General features: G+C 73.4%; 16 protein-coding genes. 4 read left to right on the forward strand and 12 right to left on the reverse strand.

What is annotated here, in order from left to right:
* Positions 1-26 precede the first annotated feature (26 nt).
* Positions 27-473 (forward strand): ATP-binding protein, encoded by a 447-nt coding sequence (locus OHA84_RS29315; protein WP_053677165.1) that lies wholly within the window; start codon positions 27-29, stop codon positions 471-473.
* On the opposite strand, the gene OHA84_RS29320 is transcribed toward OHA84_RS29315, so the two are convergent.
* The 3 genes from OHA84_RS29320 to OHA84_RS29330 are packed head-to-tail and all read right to left on the reverse strand — an operon-like array spanning position 457 to position 2,765.
* Positions 457-1,098 (reverse strand): hydrolase, encoded by a 642-nt coding sequence (locus OHA84_RS29320; protein WP_266968995.1) that lies wholly within the window; start codon positions 1,096-1,098, stop codon positions 457-459. The genes OHA84_RS29315 and OHA84_RS29320 overlap by 17 nt on opposite strands.
* A 29-nt stretch (positions 1,099-1,127) precedes the next feature.
* The gene (locus OHA84_RS29325) at positions 1,128-1,580 is read right to left on the reverse strand and encodes a MarR family winged helix-turn-helix transcriptional regulator (protein WP_266968994.1); all 453 of its coding nucleotides are present in this window, start codon (positions 1,578-1,580) and stop codon (positions 1,128-1,130) included.
* Between the two features lie 42 nt (positions 1,581-1,622).
* Positions 1,623-2,765: an MFS transporter gene (locus tag OHA84_RS29330; protein ID WP_266973903.1), complete on the reverse strand. Its 1,143-nt coding sequence runs from the start codon at positions 2,763-2,765 to the stop codon at positions 1,623-1,625.
* Between the two features lie 117 nt (positions 2,766-2,882).
* On the opposite strand from OHA84_RS29330, the gene OHA84_RS29335 reads away from it, so the two are divergent.
* Positions 2,883-3,641 (forward strand): helix-turn-helix transcriptional regulator, encoded by a 759-nt coding sequence (locus tag OHA84_RS29335; protein WP_266952063.1) that lies wholly within the window; start codon positions 2,883-2,885, stop codon positions 3,639-3,641.
* 61 nt (positions 3,642-3,702) lie between these two features.
* On the opposite strand, the gene OHA84_RS29340 is transcribed toward OHA84_RS29335, so the two are convergent.
* Positions 3,703-4,338 carry an ATP-binding protein gene (locus OHA84_RS29340; protein WP_266968993.1) on the reverse strand — a complete coding sequence of 212 codons (636 nt, stop codon included), beginning with the start codon at positions 4,336-4,338 and terminating at the stop codon, positions 3,703-3,705.
* Between the two features lie 121 nt (positions 4,339-4,459).
* On the opposite strand from OHA84_RS29340, the gene OHA84_RS29345 reads away from it, so the two are divergent.
* Positions 4,460-5,542 (forward strand): enoyl-CoA hydratase/isomerase family protein, encoded by a 1,083-nt coding sequence (locus OHA84_RS29345; protein ID WP_266952067.1) that lies wholly within the window; start codon positions 4,460-4,462, stop codon positions 5,540-5,542.
* Between the two features lie 63 nt (positions 5,543-5,605).
* Here OHA84_RS29345 and OHA84_RS29350 read toward each other — a convergent pair whose 3' ends face one another.
* Complete coding sequence (locus OHA84_RS29350) at positions 5,606-7,879, reverse strand: excinuclease ABC subunit UvrA (RefSeq protein WP_053677155.1); 2,274 nt, start codon at positions 7,877-7,879, stop codon at positions 5,606-5,608.
* An 8-nt stretch (positions 7,880-7,887) separates the two neighbouring features.
* Positions 7,888-8,298, reverse strand: coding sequence for a VOC family protein (locus OHA84_RS29355; protein ID WP_053677154.1), 411 nt, complete (start codon positions 8,296-8,298; stop codon positions 7,888-7,890).
* A 94-nt stretch (positions 8,299-8,392) separates the two neighbouring features.
* Between OHA84_RS29355 and OHA84_RS29360 the strand changes: the two genes are divergently transcribed.
* Complete coding sequence (locus OHA84_RS29360; protein ID WP_053677152.1) at positions 8,393-9,157, forward strand: TetR/AcrR family transcriptional regulator; 765 nt, start codon at positions 8,393-8,395, stop codon at positions 9,155-9,157.
* 13 nt (positions 9,158-9,170) lie between these two features.
* Here OHA84_RS29360 and OHA84_RS29365 read toward each other — a convergent pair whose 3' ends face one another.
* The 6 genes from OHA84_RS29365 to OHA84_RS29390 all read right to left on the reverse strand — a co-directional run bounded on the left by OHA84_RS29365 (position 9,171) and on the right by OHA84_RS29390 (position 16,369).
* The gene (locus tag OHA84_RS29365) at positions 9,171-10,094 is read right to left on the reverse strand and encodes an SDR family oxidoreductase (RefSeq protein WP_053677150.1); all 924 of its coding nucleotides are present in this window, start codon (positions 10,092-10,094) and stop codon (positions 9,171-9,173) included.
* Between the two features lie 85 nt (positions 10,095-10,179).
* Positions 10,180-11,442 carry an alkaline phosphatase family protein gene (locus tag OHA84_RS29370; protein ID WP_323181848.1) on the reverse strand — a complete coding sequence of 421 codons (1,263 nt, stop codon included), beginning with the start codon at positions 11,440-11,442 and terminating at the stop codon, positions 10,180-10,182.
* Between the two features lie 58 nt (positions 11,443-11,500).
* Entirely contained in the window at positions 11,501-12,439 is a 939-nt protein-coding gene (locus tag OHA84_RS29375) for a hypothetical protein (protein ID WP_053675946.1), read from the reverse strand.
* An 11-nt stretch (positions 12,440-12,450) separates the two neighbouring features.
* Positions 12,451-14,385 (reverse strand): class I SAM-dependent methyltransferase, encoded by a 1,935-nt coding sequence (locus tag OHA84_RS29380; protein WP_266952073.1) that lies wholly within the window; start codon positions 14,383-14,385, stop codon positions 12,451-12,453.
* Complete coding sequence (locus tag OHA84_RS29385; RefSeq protein ID WP_266968989.1) at positions 14,382-15,548, reverse strand: glycosyltransferase; 1,167 nt, start codon at positions 15,546-15,548, stop codon at positions 14,382-14,384. Before OHA84_RS29385 ends, OHA84_RS29380 begins: the two co-directional genes overlap by 4 nt.
* Positions 15,545-16,369 carry an alpha/beta fold hydrolase gene (locus tag OHA84_RS29390; protein ID WP_053675942.1) on the reverse strand — a complete coding sequence of 275 codons (825 nt, stop codon included), beginning with the start codon at positions 16,367-16,369 and terminating at the stop codon, positions 15,545-15,547. The genes OHA84_RS29385 and OHA84_RS29390 overlap by 4 nt, the downstream gene beginning before the upstream one ends.
* Positions 16,370-16,374 lie beyond the last annotated feature (5 nt).

Consider the following 16,374-nt stretch of genomic DNA (forward strand, 5'->3'; position numbering starts at 1 on the left):
ACACGGACACGAGGAGTCTGAGCGCCATGGAGCAGCGTGGGTCGTCCGACCGGACCTGGCTCCTGGAGCTGGCGGGCGCCCGGAACCCGGTCACGCGCAGCCGGGACTTCACCCGCATGGCGCTCGACACCTGGCGGTGGCCGCAGGAGGCGACCGATGACGTACTGCTCCTGGTGTCCGAGGTCGTCTCGAACGCCTGTTTGCACGGTGGAGGGCCGGGCGTGCTCGTCCTCGACCGCACGCCGGAGCGGCTGCGGATAGAGGTGACCGACGGCAATCCGGCCCCGCCGGTCCCGGTGCCGGCGGGCTCGGCGGCACCCGGGCGGCCCGGTGGGCACGGGATGCTGATCGTGGAACGGCTCGCCCGGTCCTGGGGTTCCCGACCGGGCCCGGACGGGAAGTGCGTCTGGCTGGAGGTCGGGCCCGACGGAACCGACGGGCCCGGCGGCGGGCCGGTCAGTCCCGCGGGGTGACGGCGTCCGGGGCCGCGCTCGACTTGTGGTCGTCCAGGGCCGCGATGACCTCGGCGGTCGCGCTCACCCGGCCGATGCGCGGGAAGATCTTGTCGAAGGTGTGGGCGTGCGCGTCGGGATCCGTGTCGGCCGTGGCGTCCTCGGCGAAGATCAGTTCGTAACTGTGCTCCCAGGCCGAGCGGGCCGTCGACTCCACACCGATGCTGGTGGAGATGCCGGCGAGAACGATGCGGCGCACGCCCCGGCGGCGCAGTTGCAGATCGAGTTCGGTGCCGGTGAACGCGCCCCAGTGCCGCTTGGTGACGATCACGGTCCCGAGTGCAGCCAGCTCGGCCGGGAGCTCCGAGAACGAAGCGGGAGGGGCCGAGGCCGGGCCGGGCCGGTCCACCCGGCGAACGGGCAGGTCACCGCCGTCCGGGGACCAGGCGACCCGCACCAGCACCACCGGCAGCCCCCGGGCGCGAAAGGCCTCGGCGAGGGCGATGCCGTTCTTCAGGACCTCGGGGGCCGGCCTGGTCGTGGGCAGGGCGAGGATTCCGTTCTGGAGGTCGACGAGAACCAGCGCCGTGGCGGAATCAAGGGCCGGATCGGGCTCGGGGCGTGCGGGGGACGTGGGCGCGGTCATGGGGTCGCTCTCCTCGGGTCGTGGGGTGTTCAGTCCTCGGCCAACCGCCGCAGCAGGGGTACGACATCGGCCACCATCCGCTGCTCCGCCGGACTCAGCCGCTCGACGATCAGCTCGGCGAGCCGGCCGTGGCCCGCCTCGCGGCGCTCGCTCACGAGGGCCCGGCCCTCGGGGGTGAGCGAGATCGGCCGCCTGCGCCCGTCGGTGGGGTGCGGGGTGCGGACGACGAGGCCCTCGGCCTGCAGGGAGTTCACGGTGGCGATGACGGACTGGGGGCGGATCTTCTCCGCCCGGGCCAGCTCCGACGCCGTGCAGGGCCCGAGCCGGTCGAGCCGCTTGAGCACGGACATCTGCGACAGGCTGATCCCGCCACCGGCGGCGGCCCTCATCTGCCGCACCAGCATGCCGAGCGCGAGTTGCAGTTCCTCGGCCGTGTCACGGAGCCGAGGGGCTCGGGGGGTGGCGGGCGGATCGGGGGACATGTCGCCACGTTAGGGACATACAGTCAAACTTGCAAGGTGACCTTATGGCTTTTCGGGCGCGTGGCCCGCGGACCCGGCGGGCTCGGGCAGGCGCCGGGCCAGGGCCCACGCCAGGAGCGGCAGGGCGATCAGCGGCAGCAGCGCGGTGCGCAGTGAGGAGGCGTCGGCGAGGGCGCCGATCAGCGGGCTCGCCACCCCGCCGATGCTGACCGTCAGGCCCAGGGTGACTCCGCTCGCGGTGCCCACGCGGGTCGGCAGGTAGTCCTGGCCCAGGGTGACCTGGAGCGAGAACGGAACGTACAACGCGGTGGCGGCCAGCGCGGCGCACCCGTACACGAGGGGCAGCGGCAGGAACAGGATCCCCGCCACGGCGGGGACGGCGGCGGCGTAGGCCCGGCGCACGGTGGGCACCCGGCCCCAGCGAGCGGCGAGCCGGCCCCCGAGCAGGGTGCCGCCCGCGCTGCCCGCGAACAGGGCGAACAGGGCCACGGACCCGACGCTCGCACCGCCGCCGCGCTCACGCACGTACAGCGCGATGAAGGTGCTGAGCCCGACGAAGACGACCGAGCGGACGACCACGACGAGCGACAGGCGCAGGAACGCCCGCCGGTCCTCCCGTGCCCGCGCGGCGCCCGGCACGGCGGGGTCGCTCGTACCGGCCCGCTTCCGGGCGGACGGCGGCCGGTTGAGGAACACGCCCACGACCGCCGGCAGCGCCAACAGCCACCATCCGGCCGGGCCGGACACCGACAGCGCCGCGAACACCAGCAGCGGCGCGCACGCGAAGCCGATGTTCCCGCCGAGGGCGAACCAGCTCATCGCGGCGTGCCCGTCGCCCGGCCAGGTGCGCACGAGACGAGCCGCCGCCGGGTGGTACGCGGCCACCCCGAGCCCGGACACGGCGACCGCCGCCAGGGTGGCGCGGTACCCGGCGTCCAGACCGACGAGCGCGATCCCGACCCCGGCGGCCCCCGCGGCCACCGGGATCAACCAGGGCACGGCCCGCCGGTCGGTGAGAGCCCCGAACAGCGGCTGCGCCACGGAGGAGAGGAGGGACGCGGCGAGGACGATGCCGGAAGCGGCGGCGTAACCGTAGGCCCGCTCGGAGACGAGAAGGGGCACGAGAGCGGAGACCGCGCCCTGATAGACGTCCACGCAGGCGTGACCGGCGGAGAAGCCGGCCACGCGCAGGCGGCCGGGCGTAGGTCGGGGTCGGTGGGGCACGGAGGGTGTCGCGATCGATGTCACCGATCGAGAATCTCCCGGAGGCAGGGCATCCCGCTTCCGATAAAATGCCCGGTGATGCAGAAATTCCGCCAACCCGACGCGGAGCACCGGCCGCGGGCCCTGACCAACGTCAACCGGCTCGACACCCACGTCGGGATCCCCGCGCACCACCACGACGATCACCAGATCGCCTACGCGGGCTCCGGGATGCTCTCCGTCACCACCGACGCCGGCACGTGGGTCGCGCCCACCACCCGCGCGCTGTGGATCCCGGCCGGGACGGTCCACGAGCACCGCGCGTACGGGCGGACCGACCTGCACTGCGTGGGCCTGCCGACCCGCCACGCGCCGCTGCCCCCGGACCGGCCGGCGGTGATCGCGGTGGGACCGCTGTTGCGGGAACTGATCCTGGCCTACACCCGCGAACCGGACGACGGGAGCCCGGCACGCCGCCGCCTGCTGGTGGTGCTGCTCGACCGACTGCGGGTCTCGCCGCTCCAGCCCCTGCACCTGCCCGCGCCCACCGACCCCCGACTGGCGGCGGTGTGCGCGGTGCTGGAAGCCGATCCGGCGGACGGGCGGGGACTGGCGGCGCTGGGAGCGGCGGCCGGCGCGGGAGCGGGGGAGCGCACGCTGAGCCGGCTGTTCCGCGCCGACCTGGGCATGACGTTCCCGCAGTGGCGCACGCAGCTGCGGCTGCACCAGGCGCTGCGGTTGCTCGCGGTGGGAACGCCGGTGACCGCGGTCGCGCACCGCTGCGGCTGGTCGTCCGCGAGCGCGTTCATCGACGTGTTCCGGCGCGCCTTCGGCCACACACCGGGCACGCACCTGTAACCGGCCCGCGGGCCGGTCCGGCCGCGGGCGCCGGTCGGCGGGTCTCGGCGCACCCGTGGGGTCAGTCGGCGCGGCGGTCGTCGAAGTCGACGGACAGGCAGGGCCAGGCCGCGGCGAAGCCGGCGAGCTGTTCGACGACCAGATCGCACGCGGTGTCGGTCGTGGCCGCCGGTCCGGCGGGGCGGAAGTGGACGACCGTGCCCGTGGTGCAGTCGTCCGCGATCGGCGTCAGACCGGTCGCCGGCACACCGTGCTCGTAGCGTTGGCTCCAGGCTCCGCCCGCACGGCGGTTGGTGTGGACGAGCCACTCGCTCAGCGCCGCGACGACGGACATGCCCCGGCGGGGATGCCCGTCGGGCAGCGACTCGGCGTCGGGGTGGTCGAAGAACCGCAGGTCCTTCGTCGCCATGACGGGCTTGCGCACCGGACGGCCGTGCTCGTCGAAGCGGGTGTCGGTACCCCGCCCGTCGTCCGCGACGGACACCGACCCGTCGGGGTGGAGCGTCACGGTGCAGCGGCCCGCGCCCCTGTACTCCGCCTCGTCCGCCGCATAGGCGAGGACCTCCAGGACCAGCTGCCGTACCCCGCCGGGAGCGAGGCCGGCCGGGTCCCGGCGGATCAGGGCGAGGTGCTCCGGATCCACGGAACTCGCCCAGTCGTGCGTGGTGTTGCGCCATGACGCGCTCGAACCATTCATCACGGAAGTATGCAAGACCGTGTCGTGGACATGGGGGTCTCCCCATCGCGAGGGTGTCCGGGTCGACCGACACCATCGCGATGATCTTCCGCGAGGAGGACCACACTCCATACTGACCGGTATGAAGAGCGAAGACGCCACAGACGAGACGGTCCTGATCGAGATCGACGGCCATACCGGGGTGATCACCCTCAACCGGCCCAGGGCCCTCAACGCGCTCACCCACCCCATGGTGCTGCGGATCACCGAGGCGCTGACGGACTGGGAGCGGGATCCCGGTGTGACCCAGGTCCTCCTGCGTGGCGCCGGCGAGCGTGGGCTGTGTGCGGGCGGTGACATCCGGGCCATCCACGACGATGCCAAGGCCGGCGGTACGGCCTCGGCGGACTTCTGGCGGGACGAGTACCGGTTGAACGCGCTCATCGCCCGCTATCCCAAGCCGTACGTGGCGTTGATGGACGGCATCGTGATGGGTGGCGGAGTCGGGATCTCGGCCCACGGCAACGTCCGCATCGTCACCGAACGCTCCCGCGTGGCGATGCCCGAGACCGGCATCGGCTTCGTTCCGGACGTCGGCGGCACCTACCTCCTGGGTCGCGCCCCCGGGGAGTTGGGCCTCCACCTGGCCCTGACCGGAACGGCCGTCGGCGCGGCCGACGCCCTGTTGTGCGGGCTCGCCGGGCACTTCGTCCCCGCCGGGCGGCTGCCGGAGTTGACCGCCGAACTCCTCCTCGCCCCGGTCCACGAGGTGCTTCCCCACCACGTCGCCACGCCCGGACACGCCGAACTGGCCGAGCACCGGCGGTGGATCGACCCCTGCTACGCGGCCGACACCGTGGAGGAGATCGTCGAAAGGCTCCTCGCGGCGAACGAACCCGAGGCCAAGGCGGCCGCCGAGACCATCCTGACCAAGTCGCCCACCGCCCTCAAGGTCACCCTGGCCGCCGTGCGCCGGGCGCGCGAACTCGGGCCCCTCGAATGGGTGCTGGAGCAGGAGTACCGGGTCTCCTGCAACGCCCTGGCATCGCCCGACCTGGTGGAGGGCGTCCGAGCCCAGGTGATCGACAAGGACCGCAGGCCCCGTTGGTCGCCCGCCACCCTCGAAGCGGTCACCGAGAGCGACGTGGCCCGCTTCTTCGCCCCGCTCGGGGCGGATCACGAACTGATCTTCCCGGAGGCGCGGGACGAGAGCGTCACCGGCTGAGCGAGTCGGGCCGCCGCCTCCCGCGCACGGCGGTGGGCGGCGGCCCGACATCCCACCCTGCCGTCAGGAGCCGACGTACTCCCGCAGGTGACGTGCCGTCAATGTGTCGGCATCCGATACCAGTTGGGCCGGAGTGCCCTCGAAGACCACGCTGCCGCCCGCGTGGCCGCCGCCCGGACCGATGTCGATCAGCCAGTCCGCGTGGGCCATCACCGCCTGGTGGTGCTCGATGACGATGACCGAGTTGCCGTCGTCCACGAGGCGGTCCAGCAGGGCGAGGAGCTTGTCGACGTCGGCCATGTGCAGGCCGGTCGTCGGCTCGTCCAGGATGTACGTCGAGGCCTTCTCCGCCATGTTGATGGCGAGCTTGAGTCGCTGGCGCTCGCCTCCCGACAGGGTGTTCAGCGGCTGCCCGAGCCGCAGGTAGCCCAGCCCCACGTCCGCGAGCCGGCCCAGGATCGCCCTGGCCTGGCCGGTGGTGAAGAACGCGTGCGCCTCCGTCACCGGCATGTCGAGCACCTCGCTGATGTTCTTGCCGCGCAGCCGGTACGTGAGCACCTCGGGCGTGAAGCGCCTGCCCTCGCACTGCTCGCAGACCGAGGCCACCCCGGCCATCATCGCCAGGTCGGTGTAGACGAGACCGAGACCGGTGCACTTCGGGCAGGCGCCCTCGGAGTTGGCGCTGAACAGCGCCGCCTTGACCCCGTTGGCCTTGGCGAAGGCGGTGCGGATCGGGTTGAGCAGGCCCGTGTACGTGGCCGGGTTGGAGCGGCGCGAGCCCCGGATCGGCGACTGGTCGGCGACCACCACCCCGTCCCGTCCGGAGAGGTAGCCGTGGATCAGGGAGCTCTTGCCGGAGCCCGCGACGCCGGTCACCACCGTCAGTACGCCCAGGGGGACGTCCACGCTGACGTCCTTGAGGTTGTGCAGGTCGGCGTCCTTGACGGACAGGTGGCCGCGCGGGGTGCGCACTGGCTCGCGCAGGGCGGCCCGGTGTTCGAGGTGTCGGCCGGTGAGCGTGTCGGAGGCGCGCAGTCCGGCCACGTCCCCGCTGTAGCAGAGCCGCCCGCCGGCGGTGCCCGCCCCCGGGCCGAGGTCCACGACGTGGTCGGCGATGGCGATGACCTCCGGCTTGTGCTCCACGACCAGGACGGTGTTGCCCTTGTCGCGCAGCCGCAGCAGCAGGTCGTTCATGCGTCGGATGTCGTGCGGGTGCAGGCCGGTGGTCGGCTCGTCGAAGACGTAGGTGATGTCCGTCAGCGAGGATCCGAGGTGGCGGACCATCTTGACGCGCTGGGCCTCGCCGCCCGACAGGGTGCCGGAGGGGCGGTCCAGGCTCAGATAGCCGAGGCCGATCTCGACGAGGGAGTCCAGCAGGTCCCGCAGGTTGGCGATCATGGGGGCGACGGCCGGATCGTCGATCCGCCGGACGAACGCGGCCAGATCGCTGATCTGCATGGCCGAGCAGTCCGCGATGTTCGCCCCGTCGATCCGCGAGGACAGCGCGGCGGCGGAGAGCCGGGTGCCCCCGCAGTCGGGGCAGTCGGCGAAGACCACGGCCCGGTCCACGAAGGCCCGGATGTGGGACTGCATGGCCTCGCGGTCCTTGGCGAGGTAGGTGCGCTGGATCTTGGTGATCAGGCCCTCGTAGGTGAAGTTGTTGGAGCCCACCTTCACCTTCACCGAGGGCTTGTGCAGGAAGTCGGCCCACTCCCGCTCGGTGAAGTCCTTGAGCTTGGTGTCGGGGGAGTAGAGGCCGGAGTTCGCCATGACCTGCCAGTACCACGAGTCCACGGCGAAGCCGGGGACGGTGATCGCGCCCTCGTTGAGGGAGAGTTCGCGGTCGACGAGCTGGTCGACGGCGATGTCGGAGACCTGGCCGATGCCCTCGCAGCGGGCGCACATGCCGTCGGGGGTGTTGAAGCTGAAGGCGGTGGACGTGCCGATGTGCGGGACACCGAGCCGGGAGAAGACGATCCGCAGCATCGTGTAGGCGTCGGTGGCGGTGCCCACGGTGGAGCGGGAGTTGGCTCCCATCCGCTCCTGGTCGACCACGATCGCGGCGCTGAGGTTGTGCAGTCCGTCCACGTCGGGGCGGCCCAGGCTCGGCATGAACGACTGGATGAACGCGGTGTACGTCTCGTTGATCATGCGTTGGGACTCGGCGGCGATGGTGCCGAAGACCAGCGAGGACTTGCCGGAGCCGGAGACCCCGGTGAAGACGGTGAGGCGGCGCTTGGGGATGTCGAGGGAGACGTCCGCGAGGTTGTTCTCCCGGGCGCCCCGGACCTGGATGACCTGGTGGGCGTCGGCGGCCGCGATGGGCTGAGAGGTCACGGGGGCTCCTACTGGTGGGTGTCGGCCGGCTCGTCGGCGCCGGGGGTGGTGATCCAGTCGACGAGTTCGATGATCACGCCGTTCGGGTCGGTGACCTGGAACAGCCGTTCGCCCCAGGGCTCTTCGCGCGGCGCCATGGTGATGGGGACGCCCGCCGCGCGCAGTCGTTCGTGCTCGCGCGGCAGATCGGTGACGGTGAACACCAGGATCAGGCCGGCCGCGCGCTCGTCCCGGAAGCCCTCGGGGAGGAGTTCGAGTCCCCGGCGCAGGAAGATCACCTGCGGGCCGTCCGGGTGGGCGAGCGAGACGAATCCGTCGGCGGACATGGCCTCCCGGAAGCCGAAATGACTGGTCAGAAAGGTCGCGGAGGCGGGAACGTCGTCAACGTTGAGGGATATGGCGGAACTGGCGATCTGCACGGAACTCCTCGCGTCTCGATGGCTCGGCTTTATATTGTACATAGTAGTCTGTACGCCGTAGAGAGATTCTGACGCGGGCTGGAAGGAGCCGGGCATGGCGAAGGACCGGAGCGGTGCGGGCGACCCCGTCCGCACCCTGGAACTGCTGTGGAGGGAGCCCGGGCAGGGGGCGCCGAGCGGGCGGCGCGGCCCCCGCCAGGGACTCACCGTCGACGCCGTCGTCGAGTCCGCGCTCGCGCTCGCGGACGAGGAGGGCCTGGCGGCCCTCACCATGCGGGCCCTGGCCGGCCGGCTGGGAGTGACCCCGATGACCCTCTACACCTACGTACCGGGCAAGGCGGAGCTGCTCGACCTGATGCTCGACGAGGCTTACCGGCGCATGGCGCGCCGTGACACGCGCGCCGACGACCCCTGGCGGGCCCGGGTCGCACGGGTCGCCGACGACAACCGGGACCTGTTCCTGCGCCACCCGTGGATCGCCGACCTCCCGGTCACCCGACCCCCGCTGGGCCCCGGAGTGATCGGCAAGTACGAACACGAACTGGCGGCGTTCGACGGCATCGGCCTGACCGACGTCGAGATGGACGCCGCCCTCACCCACCTGCTGGGCTTCGTGCACGCCAACGCCCTGGCCGCCGCCGACGCCGCGGCCCACAACGACCGGCAGAGCGACGACGAGTGGTGGGCCGTCAGCGCCCCGCTGCTGGAGCGGGCCATGGACGCCGAGCGCTACCCGCTCGCCGGACGCGTCGGCAGCGCCGTCGGCGGCTACCGGCCCGAGGTCGTGTGGGACTTCGGGCTGCGCTGCGTCCTCGACGGGCTCGCCCGACGGGTGGAGGGGCGGCGGGACCCGGAGTGAGGGGGCCCGACGCTCAGCGGTAGCCGGTGGTGTCCGCCGGGCGGTCCGGGTCCTGGACCTCGACCATGTACCGCCAGGCGTCCGGCCGGCTGCCGTCCAGGTCCGTGAAACCGTAGACCCGGGCCAGCTGCCCGCTGGAGAGGGACTGCCCGTTCCAGCGCGACACCTCGGGGTCGGCGGCGAGCGCGGCGACCGCGCGACCGACGTAGGCGGGGGTCTCGGAGATCCCGAAGTGCGGGACCCTCTCCAGCGCGTCCCGCCAGTTCGCCTCGGTCACGCCGAAGTGCTCCAGCATCATCTCCGACCGCAGCCAACCCGGGGTCAGCGCCACCGCCGTCGCGCCGCGCGGCCCCAACTCGTGGCCGAGGGCGAACGCCATCCGCAACACGGCCGACTTCGCGATGTCGTAGAAGAACGACACCCGGTAGCGGCTCGCGTTGTACTCGGCCGTCCCGTCCGTCATCTCCACCACCAGCCCGCCCGGACCGCGCAGCAGCAGCGGCAGCGCGTGATGGCTGGTGATCGCGTGGGTCTCCACCGCGAGGCGCATCAGGCGCAGCCCCTTGTCGAGGTCGTGCTCCCAGACGGTGCTCTCCCACTCGAAGAGCAGCTCGCCACCCCAGATGTCGTTGACCAGGACGTCCAGCCGGCCCTGCTCGGAGTCGATCCGCCGGACCAGCGCCTCGACCTCCTCGGACACCAGATGGTCCGCCACCACCGCGATCCCGTGACCGCCGGCCGCCGTCACGAGCGCGGCCGTCTCCTCGATCGTCTCCGGCCGGTCGTACTCCGACCGCTTGCCGGTCGTGCTGCGCCCCGACACGTACACGGTCGCGCCCCGCGCGCCCAGTTGCACCGCGATGCCCCGGCCCGCGCCCCGTGTCCCGCCCGCCACCAGGGCGACCTTGCCCCGGAGGGTCTGCTCTGCGTCCGCCATGCCCCGAGCCTACGACGCCGCGTCGCGCGGGGCGCGGCGATCGGCGGGCGCGGCGGCGGGCCCCGGCGCCACCCCGGCGGGGGGATCAGAACCAGTGGAGGGTGAGGGTGAAGGTGGTGTGGGTGGTGGCTCCGGTGGGGTCGGTGGCGGTGGCGGTGATGGGGTGGGTTCCGGTGGTCCAGGGTTTGCCGGTGATGCGGCCGGTGGTGGGGTCGAGGGTGAGTCCCCGGGGGAGTGTGGTGGTGGTGTAGCGGACGGGGGGTGTGCCTCCGGTGGTGGTGAGTCGGATGGTGCAGGTCTGGTTGAACCGGCAGGTCTGTGGGCCGGGGTCGACGATCCGCAGATCACCCGACGTCGGCGTGGGGGTCGGTGTCGGGGTCGGGGTCGGGGTCGGCGTGGGTGTGGGCGTCGGGCTCGGTTCCGTGGCGCCGCCGAACACCTCCGTGACGGGTGCCACGTTGGCCGCGTTGCCTGCGTGCGTCGCCGTCCCGAGCAGATCCTCCAGGGTGCGCAGCAGGTGATGGTGGTTGTAGGCGCTCGCATACGCGCCGGTCTTCACGTTCGCGCCGTGGAAGACGGTCGCGATCCGGTTCGAGCCGAGGTAGTTGTCCTCGTCCCAGGTCAGCACCAGCAGGCTGTTGTTGGCCTTCGCCCACCGCGCGTACGCGTCGAGGTTGTTCCTGGTCCAGGTGTCACCCGTGGCCACCGGGCAGGAGTGCATGTCGTTGCACTGGTTCGGCACGACGAAGGACAGGTCCGGCAGCGACGCGAAATCGCCCTGCGGGAACTGCGCCCAGGTCTTCCCCGTGTCGAGCGGGAGGTTCTTGAAGGCGAACCACGGATTGTGCTTCTGCGCGTACTGCCCGCTGGTACAGGCCGTGGACCCCTGGCCCGGCAGGTCCTCGTTGTACGTGACGAACGTCCTGCCCGCAGCGAGGACCTCCTGGCCCAGGTTGAGGGCGGTCATCGACTGCGGGGTGTAGCAGCCGTCGCCGGTGATGCCCTGGGTGGCGCCGGAGAAGAGGTTGAAGTAGTTCGGCTGGCTGGGATGGGTCAGCGCCTTCATACCGGTCAGGCTCGCGCCCTCGTTCGCCAACTGGTTGATGTACGGGGCGTTCGCGCTGCCGATGATCTCCCCGTACTGCTTGTTCTCGTACACGACGACCACCACGTGGTCGTAGCTCGGCAGCGCGGCGTCGGCGGTCGCCACGGAACGCGTCCGCGTGGTCCGCGCACCACCATCCGCTGCCTGAGAGTTGGCGACGGTGAAGGCGGCGAGCAACACGAACGCCCCCAGTGCGGCGATCGGCGCGGACCTTCGGGTCCGCTGTCTCGCGGTGATGGGCATGGACGTCTCCTCCTCGATGCGGCGGGACGCCGGCAGGGGCGCCGGCGGGTGCCGGTGTTCATTCCTCGCGCCGGGCCGCTCCGGCCACGGCGATGTTCAGGAACCGGGGCGCCGGGCGCGCCCGATCGCGGAACTCCCTTGCCACGGCGGCCCGGACGGCCGTGTTGCGTTCCTCGGGCAGCAGCATCAGCACGCTCCGTCCCGGGAGCCTCCCGGGCGACCAGGCCCGCGACGCCCCGGCCTCGCGGGCCCGGTCCACGGCCCGGGCCGACTCCGTCGCCCATCGGGCCGGGTCGCCGCGCACGACCAGGAGCACCAGCCGCGCGCCCGAGGCCGCCGGGTCGAAGGACGCGTACCGGTGAGCGTCGGCGCCCCCCGGCAGCAGGGCCTGCCCGGGGCGGGTGAACAGGGCCGCGCGGCGCAGGGCCGGGTCCCCGTCCGGCAGCGCCTCGGCCAGCAGCCCGGCCAGCTCCGCCCGGTCCGGATCCACGCCCGGCGGCGTGTGCGCGTCGGCCACCGCGAGCGCCACCGCGCAGTCCGCCGACTCCGCCGTGTCCAGCCCGGAGGCCTCCGTCAACGAGCCCTGGACGTGCAGGTCGCAGCCGCCGCGCCCGTATCCGGCGCGGGCCAGCGCCCGCAGCACCGCGTAGGGCCGGACCGCCCAGGCGGGCGTCCTCGGCGCGGGCCCCGACGGCGTGAGCGGCAGATCGCATCCGTCGGCCGGGTGGGCGAGCGAGCTGAGCCGAACCAGCCCGTCGTCTCGCGGCGCGGCGGCCGCCGCGACCGGCCAGCCGGCGCCCGCGACCGACCCGGGACCGGGGTGCGGGCCGCCCCCGGAGCCCGCCGGCCACACCTCGCGATCCAGATGGAAGGCGTACGGGGCGCTCCAGACGGCCGTCGGGCGCAGTCCGTGCGCCGCCTCCAGCGCGTACGCCACCAACCGGAACAGGGGGTCGGCGGTGGCCCGGCGGGCCAGGTCCGGCCCGACCGTGCCCACCCGGCCCGCCGTCACCGCTCGTCCCGGCGGACAGGCTTCGGGTACGCGGGGTCGCCGTCCGCGCGGGCCGGCGCCGGGTACGGGTCGCCGCCGTCCTTGCGGGCCAGCATCCGGTACGCGTTGCCACCGTCCATGCGGCGGGCCGCGACCGTGCGGACCGCGTCGAGCACCACCGCGCCCGCGAGGCACGGCAGCGCGGCCGCGCGGACCGCGCGGGCCAGGGCCCGCCGCCCGGGCCCCGCCGGGGGCGCCCACGGTCGGTCCGGGTCGGGCACCAGCCGGGTCGTGGTCAGGGCCACCGCGCCGACGAAGTCGTTGCCCTGGTGGGCCGGACCGTGTTCCTCGGCCAGAACCGTGAAGCCGCGGTCGGTCAGTGCCTCCCGCAGGTTCGCCGCCGGGATCAGGTGCTGGTGCTGGGGCTGGAACCAGGGCAGCCAGGCCGACCCCAGGAGGCGGGCCATCCGCGACCGCGGATCCGGGAGCTCGATCGCGAGGAACCCGCCGGGCTCCAGTACGGCGGCCGCGGTGTCCAGCTCCGCGAGCGGATCCCGGGTGTGCTCCAGGTAGTGGTACATGCTCACCACCTCGTACTGGCCGGCCAACTTCGCGGCGAACTCGGGGAACTGGCCCTGGAAACCGGAATCCACCCAACCGCGCCGCTCGGCGTCCCGGACCCCGTCACCCATGTCCAGCCCGTCGAAACGGGTGTGCGGCCACACGGCCCGCGCCGCGTTGCAGAAGTGTCCGTGCCCGGTGCCCACGTCCAACCAGGACGCCGGCTCGCCGTACGGTTCGAGCATCCCGGCGCGCTTGCGGTACGAGTCGCCGAGCCGCCCGAACACGGAACCCGCGCTCTCGCCCCCGCGACCGTCGTAGAAGTCCCGGTAATAGAACTCCAGCCCCTCCAGGGTCAGTCGGGGGTTCTGGAACACGTGTCCGCAGTCCCCGCACTCCTCCAGGGTGAAGCGACCCGGTTTGCCCTGGAGGAGGTCCGGCACCCGCACCCGCACCGCGAGCCGCCCGGAGCCGCACCACGGACAGTCCGGCCGGGGCGCCTCGAGGAACCGGTCGGTGCCCGCGGCCAGTTCGGCCCGGTAGGCGACGGCCCGGTCCTTGTCGGCGGCCGGCGGGGACGTGCGGGCGAGGTCGGCGGCCGTCCGCAGGGCCGCGCCGAGCGCGCGCGCCGGCCGGACGGCGCCGGCAGCGGCGAGGTCGGCGGGGCGCAGTGACGCGCCCGGGCCGGCGAGGACCAGGTACGGCTGGAGCCAGTACAGCCCCGCGGCGGCGGCGCCCCACCGGCCCTGCCGTGCGGCGACGGCCGCGAGCAGGGCCAGCCCGGCGAGCTGCGCCGCGACGACCGTGCCCGCCGGCAGGCCCTGCGCCCGCAGCTCGGCGGCCCGTACCGCGCCCGTCGGCTCCGGCCGGCGGCCCGCGCGGAGCGCCGGCGCGACGGCCAGTCCCGTCGCGGCGGGCGCGTACTCCTTCAAGCGACGCACCAGCGCGAGGAGTTCCGTAGGCTCCGGGGGCGCGCCGCCCGGCTCCACCCCCGCCCGGGTCAGCACCTCCTCCGCGACCAGCACGGCGAACCCGGCGCCGCGGCCCTCGCCCAGCCGGTCGGCCCCGTACCGGGTCGGATCGACCAGCCGCAGCAGCCCGAGGGCGCGCTCGACGGCCAGATCGCCGGGCAGCAGGTCGAGCACCCGCAGGCCCTCCCGGTCGGCGTGCGCGCAGGCCGCCAGGAAGGTCGCCGGATCGGGCTCGACCCCGCGCGCCGTCAGCAGGTGCCATCCGGCCGCGCGCGGCACCCCGGTCGAGTCCGCCGGCGGGATCGTGGGCAGCACCGGGAGGGCACGCAGCCTGCGGTGGGAACGGACCGTGCCCGCGCCGAGGGCGACCAGGACCGCGGCGGAGGTCCACCGGATCCGGCGCGAAGGGGGTGGCGTCATGACAACTTCTCCAACCGGTCGGCCGCGGCGGCGGCCCCGCCGGCCGCGGCGAAGGAGGCCTGGATGCGGCGGGCGGCCCGGCGGGGGCCGGGATCGTCCAGCACGGCCGTGAGCGCGTCGCGCAGTTCCTCGGGCCCCGTCCGACCGAACCGCACCCGGACGCCGGCGCCCGCCTCGACGACCTGACGGGCCACGATCGGCTGGTCGTCCCGGATGGGCGCGACCACCAGCGGCAGTCCGTGCGCGAGTGCCTCGCAGACGGTGTTGTGGCCGCCGTGGCTGACCACCGCGTCCAGGTGCGGCAACAGCTCCAGTTGCGGAACGCCGTCCTGGACCAGCACGTTCGCGGGCGTCCGGCCCCCGAGCGCGGATGCGGGCGCGGACACCACCAACTGGACTTCCTCGGAGAGGTGTTCGGCGGCTCCGAGCACCGAGCGGTAGAAACGGATCCCGGCCTCCTGGTTGAGCGTGCCCAACGACACCAGGACCCGCCGGCGCGCCGGGTCCAGTCGCCGCCAGGGGAAGTCGGGCGCCGCCGGCCGGGCCCCGAAGGCCGGACCCACATAGGCGTGGTGCGGCGGAACGTCGGCGCCGGTACCCACCAACTCGGGTGTGGAGAACACCCACACCAGCCGATCGGAGAAGCGCGGATCCCAGCCGCCGTCGTCCGAGCCGTACTCGCTCAGCAGCGCGCCGATCCGCTGCGACACCCATTCCCCGACCTTGGGGAAACCGGCGAAGGGCCGGGTGAGTTCGGCGGAGGTGCTGGCCGACGTCACCCAGGGGATCCCGAGCCCACGTGCCACGAGCGGCCCGGCCAGGGTCTGTTGGTCGGCGACCAGCACATCCGGCGCGAACTCCGAGGCCGCGGCACGTACCCCCGGTTCCATCGCCCGGGCCAGCGGTATCAGCGCCTCCTGCCACAGGAAGCGCAGCGCTGCCACCCCGCGCAGATCGCGCCACCGCTCGTGCAGCCCGGCGTAGCCACCCGCGAGGTGCTCGCCGGCGGGGAGGATCCGCGCGTGCGGGGGGAGCAGCCGGGCGAGTTCCGCGGGCGGCCCCGTCCAGGCGACCTCGTGCCCCCGCGAGGCGAGTTCCGCCCCGACGGCCGCGGTCGGATTGACGTGCCCCGCGAGCGGCGGAACCGTGAAGAGCACCCTCATCGGATCAGAGCTCCCGTCCGCGCCCGCGACGCGGCCGTCGTCTGGAGGTGGGCGAGCACGGTCTCCCGCAGGACTCCACTGCTCTCCTTGAGTACGTCGTGCCCCAGGCCCGGCAGCACCGTCAGCGTCGCCCGCAGGGCGTGGTCGGCCAATGTCCGGCCGCCCGGCAGCAGTTCGGAGTGCTCCCCGCACAGCGTCGAGGTCGGGCAGCGCAACCGGGCGTAGTCGGCCGGGGTGAAGACGCGACTGGCCGCGATGTCGTCGATCAGGCTGGTCCGGTTGAGCAGGTCGTCCGCGATCGAGGTGAGGTTCGCGGCCTTCCGCAACCGAAGGGTGAGCAGCTCGGCCGGCACCGGGCTGTCCTCCAGGCTCAACGCGGCGGCCGACAGGGTGTCCACCATGTTCTCCACCCAGGCCCCGGCGAGCGGCGGTTCGAGCAGGGTCAGCCCGACGACCAGGTCGGGGCGGGCCAGCGCGGCGTGCACGGCGAGGGTCGCGCCGTAACTGTTGCCGACGAGGTGCGTCGGCCGGTTCCCGAGGCCCAGGGCGTCGAGCAGGGCCACGAGATCGCGTACGGCCGTGTCGCTGTCGTACCCGGTGGCCGGCCGCTCCGAGCGGCCGTGCCCGCGCAGGTCGTACAGCACGGTCTCGAACCCGGACCGGGCCACCGGGACGGCCAGCGGACAGTAGAAGGAGGACAGGTTGTCGACGACGAGACCGTGCAGGAAGACCACCACGGGTCGGCGGTCGGCGTCGGCCCCGGCGTCGGCCGGGAGCCGCTGGACGTGGAAGCGCAGGCCGTTCGCGTGTACGAAGGACACGGCGG

Origin of the sequence: Streptomyces sp. NBC_00513 (assembly GCF_041431415.1) — a bacterium.
Taxonomy (GTDB): domain Bacteria; phylum Actinomycetota; class Actinomycetes; order Streptomycetales; family Streptomycetaceae; genus Streptomyces.